General features: G+C 44.6%; 21 protein-coding genes. 6 read left to right on the top strand and 15 right to left on the bottom strand.

Annotated features, from left to right (window positions below):
- Nucleotides 1-118: 118 nt before the first annotated feature.
- The 4 genes from hemC to ACRQQK_RS17950 are packed head-to-tail and all read left to right on the top strand — an operon-like array spanning nucleotide 119 to nucleotide 4,314.
- A complete protein-coding gene (gene hemC / locus ACRQQK_RS17965; protein ID WP_457513684.1) occupies nucleotides 119-1,057 on the top strand; it encodes a hydroxymethylbilane synthase in 939 nt (312 codons plus the stop codon).
- Nucleotides 1,058-1,096: 39 nt separating this feature from the next.
- On the top strand, nucleotides 1,097-1,828 hold the full coding sequence (locus ACRQQK_RS17960; RefSeq protein WP_457513682.1) for a uroporphyrinogen-III synthase: 732 nt from the start codon (nucleotides 1,097-1,099) through the stop codon (nucleotides 1,826-1,828).
- A gap of 18 nt (nucleotides 1,829-1,846) precedes the next feature.
- The gene (locus ACRQQK_RS17955) at nucleotides 1,847-3,136 is read left to right on the top strand and encodes a uroporphyrinogen-III C-methyltransferase (RefSeq protein ID WP_457513680.1); all 1,290 of its coding nucleotides are present in this window, start codon (nucleotides 1,847-1,849) and stop codon (nucleotides 3,134-3,136) included.
- The gene (locus ACRQQK_RS17950) at nucleotides 3,133-4,314 is read left to right on the top strand and encodes a heme biosynthesis HemY N-terminal domain-containing protein (protein WP_457513678.1); all 1,182 of its coding nucleotides are present in this window, start codon (nucleotides 3,133-3,135) and stop codon (nucleotides 4,312-4,314) included. The genes ACRQQK_RS17955 and ACRQQK_RS17950 overlap by 4 nt, the downstream gene beginning before the upstream one ends.
- Nucleotides 4,315-4,391: 77 nt before the next feature.
- On the opposite strand, the gene hemN is transcribed toward ACRQQK_RS17950, so the two are convergent.
- The 5 genes from hemN to ACRQQK_RS17925 all read right to left on the bottom strand — a co-directional run bounded on the left by hemN (nucleotide 4,392) and on the right by ACRQQK_RS17925 (nucleotide 9,042).
- The gene (gene hemN / locus ACRQQK_RS17945; RefSeq protein ID WP_457513676.1) at nucleotides 4,392-5,780 is read right to left on the bottom strand and encodes an oxygen-independent coproporphyrinogen III oxidase; all 1,389 of its coding nucleotides are present in this window, start codon (nucleotides 5,778-5,780) and stop codon (nucleotides 4,392-4,394) included.
- Between the two features lie 153 nt (nucleotides 5,781-5,933).
- Entirely contained in the window at nucleotides 5,934-6,422 is a 489-nt protein-coding gene (locus ACRQQK_RS17940; RefSeq protein WP_457513674.1) for a DUF2489 domain-containing protein, read from the bottom strand.
- A 9-nt stretch (nucleotides 6,423-6,431) separates the two neighbouring features.
- Nucleotides 6,432-7,013, bottom strand: coding sequence for a Der GTPase-activating protein YihI (gene yihI, locus ACRQQK_RS17935; RefSeq protein WP_457513672.1), 582 nt, complete (start codon nucleotides 7,011-7,013; stop codon nucleotides 6,432-6,434).
- Nucleotides 7,013-7,651, bottom strand: coding sequence for a class I SAM-dependent methyltransferase (locus tag ACRQQK_RS17930; RefSeq protein WP_457513670.1), 639 nt, complete (start codon nucleotides 7,649-7,651; stop codon nucleotides 7,013-7,015). Before ACRQQK_RS17930 ends, yihI begins: the two co-directional genes overlap by 1 nt.
- A gap of 773 nt (nucleotides 7,652-8,424) precedes the next feature.
- Nucleotides 8,425-9,042, bottom strand: a complete 618-nt coding sequence (locus ACRQQK_RS17925; protein ID WP_457513668.1) for a c-type cytochrome — start codon at nucleotides 9,040-9,042, stop codon at nucleotides 8,425-8,427.
- A 135-nt stretch (nucleotides 9,043-9,177) separates the two neighbouring features.
- Here ACRQQK_RS17925 and yihA point away from each other — a divergent pair, with 135 nt between their 5' ends.
- Nucleotides 9,178-9,858, top strand: a complete 681-nt coding sequence (gene yihA / locus ACRQQK_RS17920; RefSeq protein ID WP_457513666.1) for a ribosome biogenesis GTP-binding protein YihA/YsxC — start codon at nucleotides 9,178-9,180, stop codon at nucleotides 9,856-9,858.
- A gap of 463 nt (nucleotides 9,859-10,321) precedes the next feature.
- Here the strand turns inward: yihA and ACRQQK_RS17915 are convergent, their stop codons facing one another.
- The 4 genes from ACRQQK_RS17915 to hemB all read right to left on the bottom strand — a co-directional run bounded on the left by ACRQQK_RS17915 (nucleotide 10,322) and on the right by hemB (nucleotide 15,697).
- Nucleotides 10,322-10,369 (bottom strand): hypothetical protein, encoded by a 48-nt coding sequence (locus ACRQQK_RS17915; RefSeq protein ID WP_438356636.1) that lies wholly within the window; start codon nucleotides 10,367-10,369, stop codon nucleotides 10,322-10,324.
- A gap of 196 nt (nucleotides 10,370-10,565) precedes the next feature.
- Nucleotides 10,566-13,364 (bottom strand): DNA polymerase I, encoded by a 2,799-nt coding sequence (gene polA / locus ACRQQK_RS17910; RefSeq protein WP_457513664.1) that lies wholly within the window; start codon nucleotides 13,362-13,364, stop codon nucleotides 10,566-10,568.
- Nucleotides 13,365-14,131: 767 nt separating this feature from the next.
- A complete protein-coding gene (locus ACRQQK_RS17905) occupies nucleotides 14,132-14,569 on the bottom strand; it encodes a GNAT family N-acetyltransferase (protein WP_457513662.1) in 438 nt (145 codons plus the stop codon).
- A 90-nt stretch (nucleotides 14,570-14,659) separates the two neighbouring features.
- A complete protein-coding gene (gene hemB, locus ACRQQK_RS17900) occupies nucleotides 14,660-15,697 on the bottom strand; it encodes a porphobilinogen synthase (RefSeq protein ID WP_042487945.1) in 1,038 nt (345 codons plus the stop codon).
- A 231-nt stretch (nucleotides 15,698-15,928) separates the two neighbouring features.
- On the opposite strand from hemB, the gene ACRQQK_RS17895 reads away from it, so the two are divergent.
- Complete coding sequence (locus ACRQQK_RS17895; protein ID WP_457513660.1) at nucleotides 15,929-16,690, top strand: TatD family hydrolase; 762 nt, start codon at nucleotides 15,929-15,931, stop codon at nucleotides 16,688-16,690.
- Nucleotides 16,691-16,770: 80 nt separating this feature from the next.
- Here the strand turns inward: ACRQQK_RS17895 and ACRQQK_RS17890 are convergent, their stop codons facing one another.
- From ACRQQK_RS17890 to ubiB, 6 genes are all read right to left on the bottom strand, one after another.
- A complete protein-coding gene (locus ACRQQK_RS17890) occupies nucleotides 16,771-17,349 on the bottom strand; it encodes a cytochrome b/b6 domain-containing protein (RefSeq protein ID WP_457513658.1) in 579 nt (192 codons plus the stop codon).
- Between the two features lie 3 nt (nucleotides 17,350-17,352).
- Nucleotides 17,353-18,933, bottom strand: coding sequence for a tetrathionate reductase family octaheme c-type cytochrome (locus tag ACRQQK_RS17885; RefSeq protein ID WP_457513656.1), 1,581 nt, complete (start codon nucleotides 18,931-18,933; stop codon nucleotides 17,353-17,355).
- Between the two features lie 233 nt (nucleotides 18,934-19,166).
- Nucleotides 19,167-19,916 carry a twin-arginine translocase subunit TatC gene (gene tatC / locus ACRQQK_RS17880; protein ID WP_457513654.1) on the bottom strand — a complete coding sequence of 250 codons (750 nt, stop codon included), beginning with the start codon at nucleotides 19,914-19,916 and terminating at the stop codon, nucleotides 19,167-19,169.
- Between the two features lie 80 nt (nucleotides 19,917-19,996).
- The gene (tatB, locus tag ACRQQK_RS17875) at nucleotides 19,997-20,452 is read right to left on the bottom strand and encodes a Sec-independent protein translocase protein TatB (protein ID WP_457513652.1); all 456 of its coding nucleotides are present in this window, start codon (nucleotides 20,450-20,452) and stop codon (nucleotides 19,997-19,999) included.
- A gap of 3 nt (nucleotides 20,453-20,455) precedes the next feature.
- Nucleotides 20,456-20,695: a Sec-independent protein translocase subunit TatA gene (gene tatA, locus ACRQQK_RS17870; RefSeq protein ID WP_042487922.1), complete on the bottom strand. Its 240-nt coding sequence runs from the start codon at nucleotides 20,693-20,695 to the stop codon at nucleotides 20,456-20,458.
- A gap of 50 nt (nucleotides 20,696-20,745) precedes the next feature.
- Nucleotides 20,746-22,380: a ubiquinone biosynthesis regulatory protein kinase UbiB gene (ubiB, locus tag ACRQQK_RS17865; protein WP_457513650.1), complete on the bottom strand. Its 1,635-nt coding sequence runs from the start codon at nucleotides 22,378-22,380 to the stop codon at nucleotides 20,746-20,748.
- Nucleotides 22,381-22,383: the final 3 nt, after the last annotated feature.

Raw genomic sequence — 22,383 nt, 5'->3', positions numbered from 1 at the left:
ACCACAAGCACAAGACAAAGAACTAGTAGTGAAACTTTATTTTTTCCAGTGGTAGACTAGGAACCTGTAAATCTTCTAGGTCAATTGCCTTCAAACTTATATTTTTATCAGGATTACCATGACACAGACAACACCTATTCGAATCGCGACTCGTCAAAGCCCACTGGCTTTATGGCAGGCTCACTATGTAAAAGATGCTCTACAAGCTGCCCATCCGGGTCTCGAAGTTGAATTGGTAACCATGGTAACGAAAGGCGACATCATTCTAGACACACCACTAGCAAAAGTAGGCGGCAAAGGTCTATTCGTAAAAGAATTGGAAGTTGCCATGTTGGAAGATCGCGCAGATTTAGCGGTGCATTCAATGAAAGATGTGCCTGTCGAGTTTCCTGAAGGCCTTGGCTTAGTGACTATTTGCGAACGAGAAGACCCTCGCGACGCTTTTGTGTCAAACACTTACGCTTCTATCGATGAATTACCACAAGGTGCGGTGGTTGGTACTTGTAGCTTACGTCGTCAATGCCAGCTAAAAGAAGCTCGCCCAGATTTAATCATCAAAGAGCTTCGTGGCAACGTCGGAACGCGCTTAGGTAAATTAGATGCTGGTGAATACGATGCGATCATTCTTGCAGCCGCAGGTTTAAAACGCCTTGAGTTAGAAGAGAGAATTCGTAGCTTCATTGAACCAGAACAATCACTTCCAGCGGTTGGACAAGGTGCAGTTGGTATTGAATGTCGTCTGAATGATGAGCGTCTGCTAAAACTGCTGGCACCGCTTAACCACCTTGATACAGCTGACCGTGTGAAGTGTGAGCGCGCAATGAACCTGACATTGGAAGGTGGCTGTCAGGTACCTATCGGCAGCTATGCTCTTCTTGAGGGTGATGAACTTTGGCTGCGCGCTTTAGTCGGTGAGCCGGATGGCACAACCATTGTTCGCGGTGAAATCCGAGGCGCTCGCCAAGATGCCGAAAGTTTAGGTATCGAACTTGCTCACCAACTTCTCGATCAAGGTGCCAAAGAGATCCTCACTAAGCTTTACGCTGAACACGAATAAACTCTGACAGCAGAATAATAGATGGTGGCTAAGTAACTGATGGCGGTATTGGTAACGCGTCCCGAGGCGCAAGGCATAGAGTTGTGCCAACAACTCGAAAATGTGGGTCTCACCGCCCTACACCATCCTCTAATGACTATCGAGGCAGGTACCGACCTGCCTCACCTTCTTCCCGATATAAAGCAATGTGATACCATCATTGCGGTCAGTCAGCACGCTGTTGATTTTAGTGACCAACATTTGAGACAACAGCAATCAAATTGGGCAACATCAACAAGATACCTTGCCGTTGGTCAAAAAACAGCACACCTTTTAAGCAAAGTCACCGGACAATCAGTAAACTACCCTCACGTCAGTGATAGTGAGCACCTGCTTGAACTGGCAGAACTACAATCAGTCTCTGGGCAGAAAATTATTATTTTGCGCGGAAACGGCGGACGTGAACTGATACATGAAACACTGAGTGAACGAGGCGCTTTGGTGGCCTACAAAGAAGTGTATCAACGTAAAGATTTGCCTTTTGACGCCAGTGCTTATTGCAAGCAATGGCAACAGCAAAACGTTGATACCCTAATTATTACCAGCGGTCATCAACTGGCTTTTTTTATGTCTCAACTAGATAACCCTGCAATAGCGTCGTGGGCTCATCAGTTGAAGCTATTGGTACCAAGCGAACGTATCGCCAATGATGCAAGAACAATGGGATTTGAACACATCGTTGTTACTCGCAGTGCAGCGAACCAAGATTTAGTGGCCGCTCTCCAGCCATAACAAACAGGACTCTCAGCAATGACAAGTAAAAAAGATAATCCGCAATCAGAACCGGAAAAAAACCAAGAAACACTTTCTACTGCTGCTCCAACTGAGACTTCGTCTGACTCAATTTCGTCAGACTCTACTTCGTCAAATACGGACTCAAAAGAAGCACAATCAAAAGCGGAAACCGCACCAACTCAAGAAGCTTCTCCGGAGATCAAACCAACAGAGCCTAAGCCAGAAAAAGACAACGTAAAATCCAATGCTGAGCAAATGAATAAGTTAGACAAGCAAAGCAAGAAAGGAACAAAACTGGCAACCGTTGCCATTGTTCTTGCCGCGCTGCTAGGCGGTGGTCTTGCAATTCAGATGCAGCAACAACAAACGCAGTACGAAGCACAAATTGCAGCACTGCGTTCCGAGTTAAATCAAACTCGCAGCGCCGTTGATTCTCAGCTTGCAGAAGTGACCCAACAAGCAGCAGCCAAAGCGACTGAAATTACTCATCGCGCAGAAACCGTGCTTGAACAGCAGCAAAAAAGTATCCAAAGCTTGCAGCTAGCCATGGCTGACGTCAAAGGCCGTCGCCCTAATGACTGGCTACTAGCAGAAGCCGACTACTTAGTGAAACTGGCCGGACGCAAGCTGTTCCTTGAACACGATGTAGAAAGTGCAACCCAGTTGATGGAAAGTGCCGATCAGCGTATTGCTTCACTGAATGACCCAAGTTTAACTCCACTGCGTAAAGCAATGGCGAATGACATTACCAAACTAAAATCCGTTCCTCTGATTGACCGTGATGGTCTGGTTCTTCGTCTGATTAGCCTGCAACAACAAGTCGATACCTTACCTCTGGCAAACGCGATCTTGCCTGACGCACCCCAAGAGACACAACAAGTCGTCTCAGATGACATCAATAACTGGCAAGACAACTTGATGACCTCACTGAAGGACTTCGCAGAAAACTTCATCACTTTCCGCACCCGTGATGGCAATGTGATTCCATTACTCTCTCCTGAGCAACATTTCTACCTGAAAGAAAACGTGAAGGCGAAGCTGGAAACCGCAATTAAGTCTGTTTATGTTGAACAGCAAGAGATCTACACCACCTCGCTAAAAACAGCTCAAGAGTGGTCAACGTCATTCTTTAATCAAAATGACAACACAGTACAAACCTTCCAATCTACACTGGCTAAACTGGCTGAACAAAAGGTTCAGGTTGATTACCCAGTAAAACTGGAAACGCAAAAACAGTTGTCTGATGTGATTAGTGAGCGCTTACGACGCGAAGTGACTTCGGTGATTAAGGAGGACAAAGAATGATTCGTTTAATCTTTCTTTTCGTTGTCCTTGGTGCGGGGCTGTTCGTAGGCACTCAATACGCTGGGCAGCAAGGTTATGTTCTCATCTCAATAGCTAATAAAACCATTGAGATGAGCGTTACAACTCTGGTTATCTTTGTTATCGGCGCTTTGGCTGCGCTGTTCGCGCTTGAGTTTATTGTGAAGAAATTCTTCTACATGAGCTTCACAACCTGGAATTGGTTCAGTATCCGTAAACAGCGCCGCTCTCGTCGTTATACCAACCAAGGTATCATCAAGTTACTCGAAGGTGACTGGAAGCAGGCAGAGAAAAAAGTAACACGTTGGGCAAGCCACCACGATATGCCTCTGCTCTGCTATCTTGTGGCTTCCGAAGCCGCAAATGGCATGGGTGACCGTGAAAAACGCGACCGCTACCTAGAGATGGCTGCAAAACAAGAAAATGCGACCTTAGCCGTTGAGCTAACCAGAGCGAAGCAACAAATCAGCGATGGTGATTACGACAAAGCAACGCAAACACTGACAACTTTGCAGCGTCAGCATCCTAATAACACCATCATCTTGAACTTGTTAAAGCAAGCTTACTTGCAGCAAAAAGAGTGGGCTCCTCTGCTCGAACTTCTGCCTAAACTAGTGAAAGCGAAACGCCTAACAGAACAAGAAGCAGAAAAACTCACATTAACGGCTCAGTGCGGCGCTCTAGAATCGATTGCTAGCCAAAAAGGTACAGAAGGCCTGCTTGCACACTGGAACGGTTTAGCGCGAAAACTAAAAGCAGAACCAGCATTAGTTAATGCCTTGATTCAACAACTGATCAAACGCAAAGCTGACAATGAAGCTTTCACCTTAATCAAAGAGAATCTGAAGAAGCAGGCAACGCCTGAACTTTATGCTTTGATCCCTGAACTCAATATTAGTGACCGCTATCCTGCAATTGTCATGCTGAAAGATGCAGTGAAGAAAAACGACAGCAACGCAGAAGCACACAGTGCTCTCGGACAACTCTATTTCCGCGAACAGGAATGGAAGCTGGCACAGGGACATCTTGAAAAAGCCTTATCGCTCCGCTCTAGTGTTTCCGATTACGCTTATTTAGCTGATGCTTTGCAACATCAGAACATGACTCATGCTGCTCACGATGTTACTCGTAAGGCGCTAAGCCTGTTAGAAACAAACTAAAACGTGTTCCAGAAAGCCAAAAGCCAGCAACTAAGCTGGCTTTTATTTTGTTCTCTGTCCGTCGATTTATCTATACGTTAAATCACGCGTGAGAATTGCTGCTGACGAGCACGTTGACGCAGATACTTGTCAAAACACATACAGATATTACGAATCAGCAAACGACCACGAAGAGTAACTTCAATATACTGGTCATCCACCACAACCAGTTGATCATCAATGAAGGTCTGAAGCAACGCTAAATCATGCTTAAAGTATTGGTGGAATCGAACGCCAAACTGCTGCTCAATAGTTCGCTTATCCAGCTTAAAGTTACAAATAAGCTGCTTAATCACTTCACGACGTAGCAAGTCATCACTATCTAAACTCACACCTTTCCATAAGGCATGGCGCATCTCATTCACTTGCTCGTAGTACTTTTTCAGCTCTTTTTGGTTCTGCGCGTACGCGTCGCCAATCATTGAGATAGCAGACACACCAAAACCAACCAAATCACATTCACCTTGAGTGGTATAACCCTGGAAGTTACGATGCAAAACACCATTACGCTGGGCAATCGCCAGTTCATCATCCGGCAATGCGAAATGGTCCATACCGATGAATTGGTAACCAGCATCAGTTAAGGTTGAAATCGAGTGCTGCAAAATTGCCATCTTTTCATCAGCTGACGGCAAATCGGCATCTTTGATTTTACGCTGAGCAGCAAATAGCTGTGGCATGTGTGCATAGTTAAACACCGATAAACGGCCCGGTTTCATCTCCAGAACTTTTTCGAGAGTTTGACTAAACGTCTCTAACGTTTGCTTAGGCAAGCCGTAAATCAAATCTAGATTGGTAGAACGGAAACCTAACTGCTTAGCGCGTTCCACAAGCTGCACAATGAACTCTTCGTCTTGCTCACGGTTAACGAGAGCTTGAACTTCTTTATTGAAATCTTGAACACCGATACTCACACGGTTAAAACCTTCGCTTCTCAAGTGATCAAGAACACTCAGTTCAATTTCACGCGGATCGACTTCAATGCTGATTTCCGCATCATCGTCAAAGAAGAATTCGCTACGCAGCAACGTCATCAGGCGTGTAATTTGTTTATTGTTCAAGAAAGTCGGAGTACCGCCACCAAAGTGCAACTGAGTAACACGACGCCCTTGCAGCAATGAAGCGCGTTGCTGAATTTCGTGAGTCAGAATATCCAGATACTCATCCGCTTTGTGCGAATGACGAGTAATTACTTTGTTACAGCCACAGTAGTAGCAAAGCTTGTGACAAAATGGGATATGAACGTAAAGTGACAGCGGTCGCTCTGGGTATTGTGCACATGCCCTATCATAATCTGCGATAGTAAAAGCTTCATGAAACTCTACTGCAGTAGGATAAGACGTGTAGCGAGGCCCAGAGTAGTTGTACTTGTCTAAAACAGCCTGATCCCAAACGATCTGCTGGCTCGGTACGACTTGCGACGACATAGTGACTCTTTCCGTTATTTAGGGTCTTTTGACCTAGTATCAATAGATGTATTTTGCCACACGACATGAAAAGCGGCGGGCAGCAAAATTAAATTTAGCGACAAAATGTTCGAATCTGCTAGCGCGATCACTTACTAGCAGATGAACGATTTATCACACCATTTGAATAGCGATTTGATTACTCAGTGGCTGAACACGTTTTTTCAACGCGTTCAGTTCTTCAATGATGGCGTCATTCAAGCGGCCTTCAGCCTTCTGACGAGTGAGATTTTGTTTCATGCGTTCTTGCTTCGCTAATCCCTGACGAGCTTCACCACGAGGCATATCTTTGACAATATGATACAGCTCAGAAATCGCAGGGTATTCAGCTTCAAAATCAACGCGGTCTTCGCCTTGCACATAATCCATGATGCAGTAAACGCGAATACTGATCTCAGAAAGGTCACATTGTCCCTGAATACCTGCCATGCACAACACGTTTACACTTTCGAAAATGTTTGCATTGCGCTTTTCAATAGCCAGAGACTGATGTTGCTGCTGCAACACTTTTTGCTTTTTCAGTTGCAGCAGAAGGTAGCCAGCATAAGATGCCAGACCAACAATGATCGCAGCGCCAACTATTGCTAATAGGGTTACGTTCATTGAAAATCCTTAGCCTTTATAATCGTTTAGATCGAGGTTTTCGAAATCAGACAGGTAATCATCATCTGATTTTGGCTGACGTTTAGTCGCTTTCGGCGCTGGTTGTTTACTAGCAGAAAGTTGATCTTCTTCGTCTTGATCGTCTTCAACATCAAGCTCTTCTTCGTAGATGCCCAACTGCTTCATCAACATTTCAATACGGTCTAATTTCTCATCCACGTATTTTTGCAGACCAGCACCCAGCTTCTCGCCATTGTCGATACGGTCCAACAATACGTTTAGCTGAGCATCATTCTCTAGCATTTCCAGCTCTTTCTCAGCCGAAATACGACGCTCTTGTTTTGTTGGTTTCTTAGTATCAACAATCAAAGGAATCTTTTTCTTACTACCTAAACGAGGGTCACGAGCTTGCGCTGCCGCTCTTTCAGATTGTTGCTTACCTTCAGAGTGGCGATTACCGCTTTTCAATCCTTTGTGTTTCTTCACTTTCTTCCGTTCACGACCTTCCACTTCGTCGCTCTTACGGTTGTGTTTACGTGCGAAAATGAGATCGCCGTTAATACCGGTTTTAGTTTTCTTTTCTCTAGACATTACTGGGGTTTCCTCAGCAAAATTACATCGTTGCCTATAAATTCAAGTTCGAGCTTATCTCGCTCAGCCAAAAACTGGAATGTGGCGCGACTAAAGAAGATCACATGTGTGAGGTCATTCTTGTAGTGCCAACTAGCAAAAGCATCTCTGTCTTTTACCATTTTGGTCATTAGACCAATCCAGCCTCCGGGTTTAACCAAATTCAACCATTGCTGCCACACAGTATCTGGGTGATGTAAATGTTCAATCACCTCTGTAGCAGTCATAAAATCGTATTCTGTCCGTAGCGCCTGTTCATTTGGATGAAAGAAGATATCGTACAAAGCCACGTCGTGACCCGCTTCTTCTAGCATCAAAGAGAGTGTTGGTCCGGGACCACAGCCAAAATCTAACCCTTTCGAATCTGGAGCCAGTCTTTCAAGCATAGGATCACATACACGAGATAAAAAGCGACGATAGCCTGCGTCGTTTGGATCATTTTCATGTAAGTCATAAAACGCTTTTTCACGCTCAGCACTTAGACGGTGCTGCGGGTTTACAAATACCAACTGACATGTCTGACATTGAAGATACTCTCGATATTTATCTTCAAAATACGCAGCGGTTTTATCACTGTGACATAGAGGGCAGTTGTGCATTTCGGCATCCTTTAACGGGGGATGCGAAACATACCAGAAACTGACGCCAGAGTGGAGAGTAGACGAACATTTTTTCAACAATTTAGTTAAAAATAAAAAAAGCGATAGAGTTAACTATCGCTTTCTAAGTCGTCACGTATGTGACAAAAAGTGGGTCGTACCGATTCGGTACACCAATATTCCATTTGTTTTTAGTGCTTTCCCTGCCAAAAAGTGTGTTTTGTCATCATCCTGATGAATTTTGGCCTTCCTTCTGATTGCTACCTTTATATAGCATATGTCGCTACTTTTTATAGCAAATGTTACTTCCTGTAGCAAAGCGGTCCTTTGCTCGATCCTTTACACTGTCTTACCTTTAGACGAGGTGACCATCCTTATCCCAATAAGCATCCTACTTATTGTCTGTCCCTTTCCGGAATGCAAGCTATCCCTACCTGCTCCTTGGAGACCTTCATGGTCTGAGTTCCTCTGTCAGCATCTTGCCGACACGAGAACTTTACGCCGATAAAGCATTTAAACAATGGATCTAGCTCTAATTTTTAAGCCAATTTTATCAACCTCAATCAAGAACCATACAAATCAATCAGTTAAGAATAAGTTAACAATAAGATAAGCAGTCAGCATGGCAAATGTCTCACAAGGTCATCAGCCATTTCTGATAATGAGCCTTTATGGAACCATGATTAGAGAAGAAAGTTTGGCCCTAAAACGCAACAACCCCGAAGCGGACTTCAGGGTTGTTTACAACATTGCTCGAACTTGGCTAGGCTTCGTTAGTGCAGACCACCAACATATTTAGACAAAATTTCGATGTCAGCATCAGTTAACTTCTTAGCAACATCACGCATCATAGCGTTCATGTCATTACCACGAGAATCATCGCGGAATTTCATCAGCTGAGCTTTAACATAATCAGCATGCTGACCAGAAATTTTAGGGAACCCTGAAAGTTCTGTACCATTACCACGTGGACCATGACATGCGATACATGCTGTTAGACCACGAGATGCGTCACCCGCTGTATATAGTGCTTTACCCGTGCTTACGACATCTTCAGGTGTAGAGTTAGAAGAGATAGGGAGTGAAGAGAAGTAAGCGGCCAAGTCAGACATGTCTTCTTCGCTAAGTGGCATCGCCATAGCACTCATTACAGGGTCGTAACGGCCTTGTTTACCAGCACTCGTCGCACCAAGTTTGAGATCTTTTAGCTGCTTCTCAATATACTTAGCGTGTTGGCCAGCAAGTTTAGGGTAAGTTGTAATTAGACTGTTGCCATCAGCACCGTGACAGGCAACACACGTTTCGGATTTTGCTTTGCCAGCTTCTATGCTGCCTTGGGCCCATACGGAGCAGCTGGCTAAAAGACTCAATATTAGCGCTAATTTATTCATGACATTCCATTTATAATAATCAAGCTTCCAGTACCACTGTGGTACAATTGGCGACCTTATGCCGAGCACGGTTATTTTACACAATTTCACAAAAAAGTAATCAATCGACTACACAAAGTCGAGATGGAGTTAACAGTGAGCGTAAAAATTCATTATCAAAACACGCATTTCATTACCAGTGCACCAGACATTCGCCATCTTCCAGTTGACGAAGGTATCGAAATTGCGTTTGCAGGACGCTCAAATGCTGGCAAATCTAGTTCTCTCAATCGATTAACCAATCAGAAGAGCCTAGCAAAAACCAGTAAAACCCCAGGACGAACTCAGTTAATTAACTTGTTTAAAGTGACCGAAGGTTGCCACATTGTTGACTTACCGGGCTATGGTTTTGCTCAAGTTCCACTAGAAATGAAGAAGAAGTGGCAACAATCGTTAGGTGAGTACTTACAAAAACGCCAATGCCTGAAAGGTTTGGTTGTTTTGATGGATATTCGTCACCCGATGAAAGATCTCGACCAACAACTTATTGTATGGGCGGTTGAGTGTGGTATCCCTGTTCAGGTACTACTAACTAAAGCGGACAAGCTAAAGAGCGGTGCTCGTAAAGCGCAGATTCTGAAAATCCGTAATGATGCGAAAGAATTTGGTGGCGACGTAAGTGTTGACGGCTTCTCTTCATTGAGCGGTATTGGCGTTGATATTCTGCGCGCTAAGCTTGATGCTTGGTTTGCACCGGCACTTGCTGAGCAATTGGTTGAAGAAGTACTTGAAGACCAACAGCAAGATGCTGAAGAAGAACAAGCTAAAGAAGAATAAATAGAAAGATTTTACCTTCTCAGAAACAGAGCCCTACCAACTGGCGGGGCTTTTTGCTATTTAAAAGTGGCAGATACAAAAATCCCCACCTAAGTGGGGGAATGGAGAGAATAAAAGCTAATCGTTATTGTTATGCGGTTTAGCATTCCCCAAACGCCTTGTAAAAACAATATGGCTTGATCACGAAAAATCCCTCCCATATTAGCTTCACTTTATTTTTATTAAATATCAGATGGTTACAAAACCACTTATAGAATCATTACTCTAAAAAGAGTCATCAATTGTGCTGATATAAAATTACGAAACTGACTTTAGAATTCACGAAAACACTGTGTAGAGATCGGTAGTAAAAGAAGAAAAGCTCAGAAGATTTTTGGCTAAAGAAAGGCAATTTACCTATAGGAAAAGTTTTGTAGCGCACAAGAAAAAACGCCCCAGTCAAAAGGAGACTGGGGCGGCTGAATCAGCCTAATCCAATAACGTGAAACAAAAGGTCTGAAAGATAGAACATCTTACCTCTGTACCCTACGAAAGTTAATGTACAACAATTGGTCAGAAATGAAAACCACTTTTGTAATTTTTTTTCATTAAGTTTTTATTAAGCTACATAACCATTTGAAATGCGTTTATTTTTTTATAGGTAAAAATAAAGCCAGCAATTGTGCGCTGGCTCATGTTTATCTCGTTTTTTAAGCGGTTCTGTGTGATTAGTGTGCCTGATCCCAGTTGTCACCATGCCCGACTTCGGCAACCAGTGGCACTTTAAGGGAAGCGGCAGATTCCATTAAATCTCGTACTTTACTTTCAATTTCGAATAAAGCTGACTCTTTAACCTCAAACACCAATTCATCGTGTACTTGCATGAGTAGCTTCACACGACCATCACCCTCTTCGCGAATCCATTCATCAACTAACAACATCGCTTTCTTGATGATGTCCGCAGCGGTTCCTTGCATTGGCGCGTTGATCGCTGCACGTTCCGCAGCTTTGCGACGCATACCGTTGCGAGACTTGATTTCCGGTAAGTGAAGACGACGACCAAAGATGGTTTCAACATAGCCCAGCTCAGAAGCCGCACTACGTGTATCTTCCATATACTGCATCACGCCAGGGTAGCGTTCGAAGTATCTGTCCATATAGGTTTGTGCTTCACCACGTGGAATGCCCAGTTGTTTAGCCAGACCAAATGCACTCATACCGTAGATCAAGCCGAAGTTAACCGCTTTCGCTCGGCGACGCTGTTCACTGCTAACCTGATCAATACTGACGCCCAAGATCTCAGCAGCCGTTGCCGCATGGATATCTTTACCTTGCTGGAACGCTTCCAACAGTGCTTTGTCACCTGACAGGTGCGCCATAATGCGCAGTTCGATCTGCGAGTAGTCGACAGCCATAATTTTCCAGCCATGCGGAGCAATAAACGCTTGGCGAATACGGCGACCTTCCTCGTTACGAATTGGAATGTTCTGTAAGTTTGGATCGGTTGAAGATAAACGACCTGTTGCCGTTACCGCTTGATGATAAGAAGTATGTACGCGCCCAGTTGTTGGGTTAATCATCTTAGGAAGCTTGTCGGTGTAAGTCGATTTCAGCTTCGCCAAACCTCGATATTCCAAGATCACAGCCGGTAGCGGGTAATCCAATGCCAACTCTTGCAGCACTTCCTCGTTGGTTGATGGTGTGCCTGAAGGCGTTTTCTTCACAACCGGAAGCTTCATCTGATCGAACAGAATGGTTTGCAGCTGTTTTGGCGAGCTTAAGTTGAACTCTTGCCCAGCAATTTCAAACGCTTTCTTCTCTAGCTCATCAAGACGCAGAGCAATTTCTTGTGATTGAGTACCAAGCAGCATGTCATTAATCAACACCCCCGTACGCTCAATACGCGAAATCACAGGAACAAGTGGCATTTCAATATCACGGTAGATAGAAAGCAGTTTTTCATCTTGCTCAATTAACGGCCACAAGCGATTGTGGAGACAAAGAGTCACATCCGCATCTTCTGCTGCGTATGGCGCCGCTTGCTCTAAATCGATTTGGTTGAAAGTCAGCTGGTTTTTACCTTTGCCCGCAACTTGCTCAAACGAAATGCAGCTGTGCTGCATAAAGCGCAGCGCCAAGCTGTCCATATCGTGCTTACCGCCCACACTGTTGTAGACGTAAGAGGCCAGCATAGTGTCGTGCGCAATGCCGCGCATCTCAATACCATAACGAGCAAGTACGCTCGCATCGTATTTAAGGTTCTGGCCAACTTTATGTTTTGACTCATCTTCTAAAATCGGTTTTAGCTGCTCAAGTACCCATTCACGACTGAGCTGCTCTGGTGCATCAAGATAGTCATGAGCAACCGGAACATATGCAGCCTCGCCTTCTGCCACAGCAAACGACACGCCGACTAAGTTAGCGACCATGTAGTCTAAACTGTCCGTTTCAGTATCAAATGCAAACAGCTCTGCTGATTGTAGTTTCTCCAACCACGCTTTAAACGTTTCTTGATCGAGAATGGTTTGATACTGACTGCGGTCAATTTTCACTGCAGAGGTATCAGCTTGAAGTGCGACACTCGCAGCAGACGCTGTGGATGCGCTATCGCCACTCTTCTCAACAGCTTCAACAACACCGGTACCGCCCTCTAGCAGTTCAGATAACCAAGATTTGAATGCCATTTTTCCGTAAAGCTCAATCAGAGCATCACGATCCGGCGTTTGTTTGTGCAGAGATTCAGGAGTGTTTTCTAGCTCAACATCGAGCTTAATGGTTGCCAACTTGTAAGACATGTACGCGTTGTCACGATTATCTTCGAGTTTCTTCGCCATGGTTTTAGAACCACGGAAACCTAAGTCAGCAATCTTATCTAGGTTCTCATAGAGCACATCGAGACCACCAATACCCTGTAGCAGCGCCGTTGCGGTTTTATCACCCACACCCGGTACACCCGGAATGTTGTCGACCTTATCACCCATTAACGCGAGATAATCGATAATCAGCTCAGGCGGAATACCAAACTTTTCAATCACGCCTTCTCTATCCATAACCACATTGGTCATAGTATTGATAAGAGTGACGTTATCGTCCACCAACTGGGCCATATCTTTATCACCCGTACTGATAAGTACCGGCATGCCCGCTTGTGACGCCTGAGAAGCCAAGGTACCGATCACATCGTCCGCTTCCACACCTTCAATAGAAAGCAGTGGCAAACCCATTGCGCGAATAATGTTGTGTAGCGGCTCAATCTGACAACGCAGATCATCCGGCATTGGTGGACGATGAGCCTTATATTCTGGAAACATGTCATCACGGAACGTTTTGCCTTTGGCATCAAAAATAACGGCAATACGATCCGAAGCAAATTGGCGCATCATAGAACGGACCATATTCACTACACCGTAAACAGCGTTAGTTGGAATATCCCCATTACTCATGGTGCCTGGATAAGCGTGGAATGCGCGATATAAATAAGAAGAACCGTCGATCAAAATTAACGGATTATCAGGAATGCGAGCCATAGTGTTGCTAGTCCAATGAGAAACAATTGGCGACTAGGATGCCACGACTGTGTTCAGGATTCTATGTTACCTTGCAGACTCAAGTTCACGCTTTCGTCTAATTACTCACCAACACACAAACAGTTCTGTGGATAACTCTGTTCATAGATTTTATCCACTGGTTATTAAAGTGTAAAAAACAGCAACGAAACATTATTTAATTCATTGTTTTTTAAAATAAAAATAAAAGATCTAAGTTTTAAAATACGATCATCGACCGATCATCAATTGTGGAAAAGACACTCGGTGTCCTTTTAGTCACCTTGAGATCTGGATCCAAAATGAATGATGAAATTTCATACTCTGACACAGAATTCTTACAAAAGAGGATTTTTCTGACGGTGAGAAATCTGGTTAATCACTGAAAATAAAAACTTGTCACTATACATCCCGTACCAAACAGAAAAATATAAGAGCGTAGCCTCGCCAGAGAGGTGCGGTGGATAAGTGGCATAAAAAAAGCGACATCGTTTGATGTCGCCTAGCAATATAAGGTCAGCCTGAAATAAAACGTTCAGCACTACCGAAAAGCTTAAAATTACACTGGAAGCAATGTGAGCAATGTCGTGTCAAAAAGAATAGGTTCGTTCATTCAGCTGTTCATTCTTTGCAATTAAACAAGTTTAAAAAGCAAGTCACTCACATCCTTATGAAATTCACTCATTCCCTAAGACAAAGTTAATAATAATGATTCTCATTTAACTGTCAACACTAAATGAGAAAAAATCTCATTTATTTTTTAACTGCTTCACAAAGTGAATACGGCTTTCCGATAACGGTTCATACGTCTCAAAGTTCTCAATCAGGTAGTTATTCCTTAACAGCAGTCTGAGCATAGCGGGAAACTGATTGCGTGATTTAACTTTAAGCTGTTGATATCCTTGTTCAATAACCCAAGATTCCTGCACATCTAATAGCTTTTGTGCCAACCCCAAATTGCGAGCTTTAGGCGAAACACCACCAAACCAACTGTAGAAAGTATCTGAATCGAGCTCATAACCGATTTTGAAACCTAATATTTGGCCTTGTTGCTCCGCAACCAGAATCAAATGGCGCTTACCTTCTAATCGCTGAGCTAAGCTTTGTTCTTTTTCTTTAACAATGAACTCATCAATTTCAGTCACCACGGTTACAACTTCAGACAAACTGCCTTCACGTATCTTCATTATTGTTTCCTAAATTGAGTTCAAAAAGAAAAGGCTGGTCAATGGCCAGCCTTTAGTGACTTGTTCGTTTTCTGGTTTATTTTAGGGGGTTTACTTTAGAAACTGAGCCGCTTGAGCATTTTCTTCAGCCAGCCACTGTGCCACATCTTTAGCAAAGTAAGTCAAAATGCCATCCGCGCCCGCGCGTTTGAAGCACAGTAGAGATTCCATCACTGTCTCTTTCTCTGACAACCAGCCGTTGAGAATCGCAGCTTTGTGCATCGCGTATTCGCCAGAAACTTGGTAAGCGAAGGTTGGAACTTGCAGTTCCGTCTTAACACGGCGAACCACATCCAGATATGGCATACCCGGTTTTACCATCACCATATCCGCGCCTTCATTCACATCCATCGCCACTTCATGAATCGCTTCATCGCTGTTCGCAGGGTCCATCTGGTAGTTCTTCTTGTTACCACCTTTCAGATTGCTCGCAGAGCCGACTGCATCACGGAACGGGCCATAATAACAAGATGCGTATTTTGCTGAGTAAGCCATGATTTGAGTATGAATGTGACCCGCTTCTTCTAGCGCTTCACGGATTTTGCCAATACGACCGTCCATCATGTCTGATGGTGCAACCACATCGGCACCCGCTTCAGCATGAGAAAGCGCTTGTTTGATCAGCACCTCTGTCGTCTCATCATTCATTACATAGCCGGTTTCATCGATAATGCCGTCTTGCCCGTGAGTAGTATAAGGGTCTAAGGCTACATCAGTGATCACGCCCATTTGCGGAACGTGTTCTTTCAACAAACGAACGGCGCGCTGAACCAAACCATCAGGGTTGTAGGCTTCCGCAGCGTCTAAACTTTTTGCATCTTGATTAACCACAGGGAACAGAGCGATAGCAGGAACACCAAGGTTTGCTAGATACAACGCTTCTTCCAACAATAGATCGATAGACAGACGTTCGATTCCCGGCATAGATTCAATCGCTTCACGGCGATCTTTGCCCATCAAAACAAACATCGGGTAAATCAGGTCATTTACCGAAAGCTTGTTTTCGGCCACTAGGCGACGAGAAAAGTCGTGTTTACGTATACGGCGTAGACGACGACCTGGGAACTGGCCTTGGATGGATACTGACACTCTACTCTCCTTCTTGGTCTGTCTGATTCAAAGTTCAGACTTTATTTGATATGTAGATTCCCATTCAGATAGAAAGCACTCATAGAAAAGCACTTCAGGTGGAACAGGTTCAGGCGAAATCATATCACTCTCAAACTCTGGTGCTAGAGCCTTTGCGGAAAAATACAAAAAATGACCCGATGCTCACACTCACGTATACTGCCCGCTAACAGAATTTAGTGAGACAACGCCATGATTGATACCCATGCCCATATCTATGCCAGCGAATTTGACCAAGACAGAGATGCCGTTGTTCAACGCGCTTTAGAACAAGGTATCAAGCAAATTTTGTTGCCAAATATCGATTTAGAATCCATCGAACCTATGCTGGCAACAGAAGCAGCTTACCCTGAGGTTTGCCGTTCTATGATGGGGCTTCACCCTTGTTATGTGGACGCTAACGTAAATCAGACTCTGGAAACGATTCGTGCATGGTTTGATAAACACAACTTCATCGCTGTGGGTGAAATTGGTATCGACCTCTACTGGGATAAAACCTATCGCGCAGAACAAGAAATGGCATTTGTCACTCAGCTTAACTGGGCGAAAGAGATGGACCTTCCAGTGGTGATACACACCCGAGACTCCATTGAGGAGACCTTAGCCTTACTGCGTAAAGAGCAAGATGGTTCACTGCGTGGCGTGTTTCACTGTTTTGGTGGCAGTGTAGAAGAAGCCAAAGCGATCAACGATTTGGGATTTCATCTTGGTTTAGGTGGTGTTTCTACTTTTAAAAATGGTGGCATGGATCAGGTGATTCCTCATCTCGACCTTAACTACGTGATTTTAGAAACCGACTGTCCTTACCTTGCGCCGGTTCCTCATCGTGGAAAACGCAATGAACCAGCTTACACCCAACTCGTCGCGAAACGAGTTGCAGAACTGCGTGAGATGACCATTGAAGAAGTCGACACTCTCACCACGTTGAATGCCAAAAAACTATTCAACCTTTAGTAAAAACAAAGCCCCCTCATCTTTTAAGGGGGCTTTCTCATATTGAGCCAGAGTTAGAGTTTTATTCCTTTCACCTTAGATTAATGTTCCTCCTCGTAGCCGGTAATCATAGTTTTGATATGACTGGTGGGCGTAGGTCCTGTGGTGGTCATGTAAATATGCCCAATCAAGAACACCACAAATAAAAACGCCACCAACAAATGCATCCCCGATAATGTGCCCAAAGGAATGACTTCAATACCGATAGGGTGAAGCAATAACAGAGCACCAGAAACCCAAATCAATGGCGCTAATATCAGCTTAAAACCCAGATAGAAAAAGCGCTGCAATGGATTGTGCTTTCTCTCTGGTGTCGCCTGATACGGATGTGGCTGCCCTAGAAAAATACCTCGTACATAGAAACGCACCACATCAGAAAGTTTGTCGGTCGTTGGCATATATTGCCGCCATTCCCCTGTCGTGAAATGCCAGAAAATGGCAAACAACCAAAGCACAATCAATGTGACGGCACACAACTCATGCCAGAACAAAGCATCTTCGAAACCTAACCACTGGTAAGAGCCATGAATTTCAAATCCGGTCGCTATCATCGCGATAATCAGTAAGCTCTGTGCCCAGTGCCAGAAGCGTTCAAAGCGTTTATAAACCATATGACGCATAACCTACTCCTTACCTTGCGGATGACGCGAGAGTAACCTTAACAAGCCATGTATTGCGGCTGCCAAAACAGTCAGAGCAACCAGCCACCACAAATACTGACTATTACCTCCGAGGGCATCATCACGACCGGGAATATAGAAACCGGCAATTTTTGCCATTCGCCCATCTTTGCTATGACAATCTTGGCATTCCAGTGCTTTCTCTGCTGGAGCCACCATATGGGTGATCGGGAAGTGATAGTCAGTGTTAACGAACGTCATCTCACCGCCAAACTCTAACCCACTCGCCGCCATACCTGCTGTTACAGCCGCAGCCCAATCATAAGATTTCCAATAAGCAGAACTATCTTTACCGAACAGATGTGGCGTTATCATCAGTTGATTTTTCAAATCATAAGGCTGTTTTCCTTTCATCACTTTAAACGGCCAAATGCGTGTTCCTTCTTCACCACAAGTTCCCTGAACTTTAGTCAGTTCAATCACGCCATCTGCATTAGGTTTAACCTTCTCACCCACTGTGGTGTAATCAATCTCGCCATTAAAACAGGCATATTCAGGAACCACATTTTTCTCCCAGACGAAATCGCCTTTTTTCGGGTCGTAGAGTGGATTACCCCACTCATCTTTGGTCATTGGCCGTTTCTTGTCGCCCGCCGTTGACCAATCCCAGAACGTTTTCGTCGCTTTTTCTCGGGCAAACTCGGGAATATGGCAAGTTTGGCAGGCGACATTTTCTGCATGCTGATTAAGGCGAATCGCTTCACGTGAACCTTGATGTGGCGAGGCACTATGGCAAGACTCACAAGTCGCACGACTCATGTCAGTGTGTCCGGGAATGTCGATACCAGAGGTATCTTTTGAATTCATTGAGTAGCGAGAACCCTGAGTGATGTGCGCACTGGTGGTATGGCAGTCCTGACACTTCAAATTAGCGCCCTCTTTGGCAAGATGCACATCGAGTTCAGACGAAGCTGTATTAAGACTTGAATCCATATCGCCGTGTTTGACGGCATCACCACCCCCACCAAAGAAATGACAATTGCCGCAGTTCTTCACTTCTGGTGTCGCAACACTTTTGGCGGATTGTGCTAAATCAACTGCAGGGAGAATTTTCCCTGAGCCAACAGGCCATTCAGTATCGACATAATTGGGATGGCCCGCTGCGGTAGGGAATTTTCGGTATTGACCGGATTGATCATGGCAGACCAAACAGTCGATACTTTCTTGCTTGGTGAAATCAAATTGGTCGTCTTTCCAGCCATAGCCTGTATGGCAGCTTGTACAGCGAGGCTCATTAGAAGCAGTAGAAATGCAGAAGTTATTGACGACGTTTTTCTTGCCGTAAATCTCATCTGAACTGAGCTGTTCATGCTCCCACGTCCAATGGGTTGAAGCCTGAATCTGCTCGCCCGCTTTGGTGTGGCATTCCAAACACGCTTTCGTCACTTCCTGCGCTTTGTTAAAAGGCCCGTTCAGTTGTTCAAAGGTTTGGTGATCAGCCGTTGACGCATGAACAAGTGAAGCCGCTGTTGCTAATAACAGCAGCAGCGAAGTTAAGTAGGGTCTAATCGTTATAGTTTTCATTCCGAACATACCTTCCTGGTAAATTAGAATTCGCTTATATAATTAGACAAAAGAATTTCAAATGCGAAAGCAGATCGCAGCACAATTGTTTTAAATCAAACTATTGTGCAAAAAACCATCAACAACACATCAAATCGTAAAATTGTGATGGCTATAGAATTTGCTCAGCCAGTGGGCACAAAAAAAGGAGCCAAAGCTCCTTTTCATCTCGATGTTCACTACCGCTTATCGGCCTATTCTTCCACTTCCTCTTCATCCGCTTCTTTATTAGTGTAGAAACGAGCAAAGATAAGTCCGACTTCAAACAGCAAGCACATTGGAATTGCCAATAAGGTCTGTGAAATCATATCCGGCGGCGTAAGCAGCATACCAACAATAAACGCTGCCACTATGATGTACGGGCGCTTAGTTGCCAAAGACTTCGGTGTAGTTGCCCCTGTCCAGCAAAGCAAGCAGATAGCAACGGGTACTTCAAAAGCGATACCAAACGCCAAGAAAAGCGCTAAGACGAAATCAAGATAACTGGCAATGTCGGTTGCGATTTCCACACCACCCAATGCAATAGCGGTAAAGAAACCAAACACCAGCGGGAACACCACGAAGTAAGCGAAAGCGACACCACAGTAAAACAATAGCGAGCTGGAAAACAGCAGAGGGAAGATTAAGCGACGCTCATGTTTATACAAACCCGGAGCAACAAATGCCCATACCTGATAAAGGATATAAGGCACAGAGAGAAACACAGCCACAATCAGGGTCAGCTTAAGTGGTGTAAAAAACGGTGAAGCAACATCGGTTGCAATCATTGTCGCGCCTTCCGGCAGACGTTCCACCAGAGGCTTGGAGACAAATTCGTAAATGTCACCGGAGAAATAGATCAAAGCGAGAAACACAACCAGCACGCCCGCGATACTGTGCAATAAGCGGTTGCGTAGCTCAAGAAGGTGACTAATTAAAGGCTGCGTCTGTTCTACAGAAGACATTGGAACCTCATGTGACAGCTCATATAACTGAGATCATAAAACAGAAAATGAAGAGCAACTTGTGCTCTTCATTTGATGGCTTATTCGGCTTTCTTTTCTGCCGATTTAGACTCTTCCTCAGTTGGCTGAGTTTGAGCTTGCGCAGTAACATTTATCGTTTCTGAACCCTTGATTGATTCTGAAACATCCATAGTTTCTGCGCTCGTTGCGGCTGAATTATCCGCTGTTTGCGTATTGTTCGATGCAGCATAAGGACGCTGAACATCTTGCGCCGCTTGCTTTAGTTTATCGACCGATTCTTGAAGTTCAGGTGAAAGATTCTTCATGCCCATTTGCTCAGCCTTGCGCAAGTTGTCTTGTAACTCTTGCACTTTCAGCTCATGAGCCAGCTCATCTTTCACACTGTTCGCCATACTTTTCGCCGCGCCAATAAACTTGGTTACGCTGCGAATAGCATGTGGCAAACGTTCAGGACCTAATACAACTAAAGCAACAACAGAGATTAATACCAGCTCCCAAAAACCGATATCGAACACTCTTTAAGCCTGCTCTTTGTCTTTTTTAGTTTCTGTTGAAGCAGCTGTTTTTTGTTGCTCCAAATTCTTTGGTTCAAAGTCAGCGTCTTTTTCTTCTGGCTTTTCTTCTTCAGCCATTGCCTTTTTGAAACCTTTTACTGCACCACCAAGATCACCGCCGATGCCACGTAATTTCTTTGTACCAAACAATAGAACTACGATCACAGCAATGATAAGAAGTTGCCAAATACTGATACCACCCATTATTTCTACCTCGGGGTTATTTACTCATAATGATTTCTGAAGTTTATCGCCTAACGACGATAAGCCCGCCAACTAAACAGCCAAAATGTGAAGCCTGCAACCGCACTGCCCACAGCTAACTGCTCAAAGTGACTGGCGACCAGTATTGCCGAGCATACGACTAATGTGGCGCCAATACCAAATAAAAACTTGCCTGTAGCCTGCTGACGCTTTGTCTCTCGATAGCCTTGGTAAAGCTGATCAATACGCTGATTCATCACTTTACCTTGGCGTAAACTGTCGTATAGCAGCTCTGGTAACTCAGGTAATTTTTCTGCCCAGAATGGCGCACGCTCTTTTACTGCATTGATGACAGCTTGCGGCCCCACTTGGTTCATCATCCATTTTTCTAGGAAAGGTTTCGCCGTTTGCCACAAATCGAGTTGCGGATAAAGCTGGCGACCAAGCCCTTCAACATAAAGCAGAGTTTTCTGCAGCAATACCAATTGTGGTTGAACTTCCATATTGAATCGGCGCGCGGTATTGAACAGGTTCAACAACACATGGCCAAAGGAAATTTCACAAAGAGGTTTTGCAAAAATAGGTTCACAGACGATACGAATTGCGACTTCAAACTCATCAATATTGGTATCGTGAGGTACCCAGCCAGAATCAACGTGCAGCTCAGCGACTTTGCGGTAATCTCGGTTAAAAAACGCCAAGAAGTTTTCGGCCAAGTAACGTTTATCTTCGCTGTTGAGTGTGCCTACGATGCCACAGTCCAAGCCAATCCACTGCGGATTTTCTGGATGTTCAGGGTTCACAAACACATTGCCCGGATGCATGTCGGCATGGAAGAAACTATCGCGGAACACCTGAGTGAAAAACACGCTCACTCCGCGTTCAGCTAACAGCTTCATATTGGTGCCGTTTGCTTGCAAACGTTCTACGTCGGAAACCTGAATGCCGTATATTCGCTCAGAAACCATGACAGTTTCATTACTCAAATCGCTAATTATTTCAGGAACGTAAAGTTCTTCACTATCTTCGAAGTTACGACGCAAGCGAATCGCGTTGGCCGCTTCTCTGCGTAAATCCAGCTCATCGATCAGCGTTTTTTCGTACTCTCGTACCACTTCGACGGGCTTGAGACGCTTCGTCTCCGGAGTCGCTTTGGCAACAATACGCGCCATGCGATACATCAGCTTAATATCGGCATCAATCACCGGACGAATATCAGGGCGAATCACTTTTAAAACGATCTCGCGACCGTTCTCTTTTAGTTTCGCGGTGTGTACCTGAGCAATCGAAGCTGACGCCAGAGGTTCGATATCAAAATCGTCAAACCAAGTTTCTAAACTGCCGCCGAGCGCTTTTTCCATCTGCTGTTTGGCGAGTTTACCGTCAAATGGCGCAACCTTGTCTTGCAGTAGCGCAAGCTGATCAGCGATATGTGGCGGGAACAGATCACGACGAGTTGACATCATCTGACCAAACTTAATCCACACTGGCCCTAACTCTTGCAGAGCAAGACGCAGACGTTCACCTAACGGCTTATCACTGTGCTGATTACGAATCCAAAACAGCGATTTACGCAGCAAGCGTGGAGCTTTTGCTAACTGATGATCAGGAAGGAATTCATCCAGACCATATTCAAGCTGTACTTTAATAATTCTATATAGGCGCTTTAGTTCTGAAGGCGTCATAAG

The sequence above is a fragment of the Vibrio sp. C8 genome (genome assembly GCF_054051265.1).
Note: the sequence above shows the minus strand (reverse complement) of the source record. Positions and strands in the feature narration are given on the sequence as shown.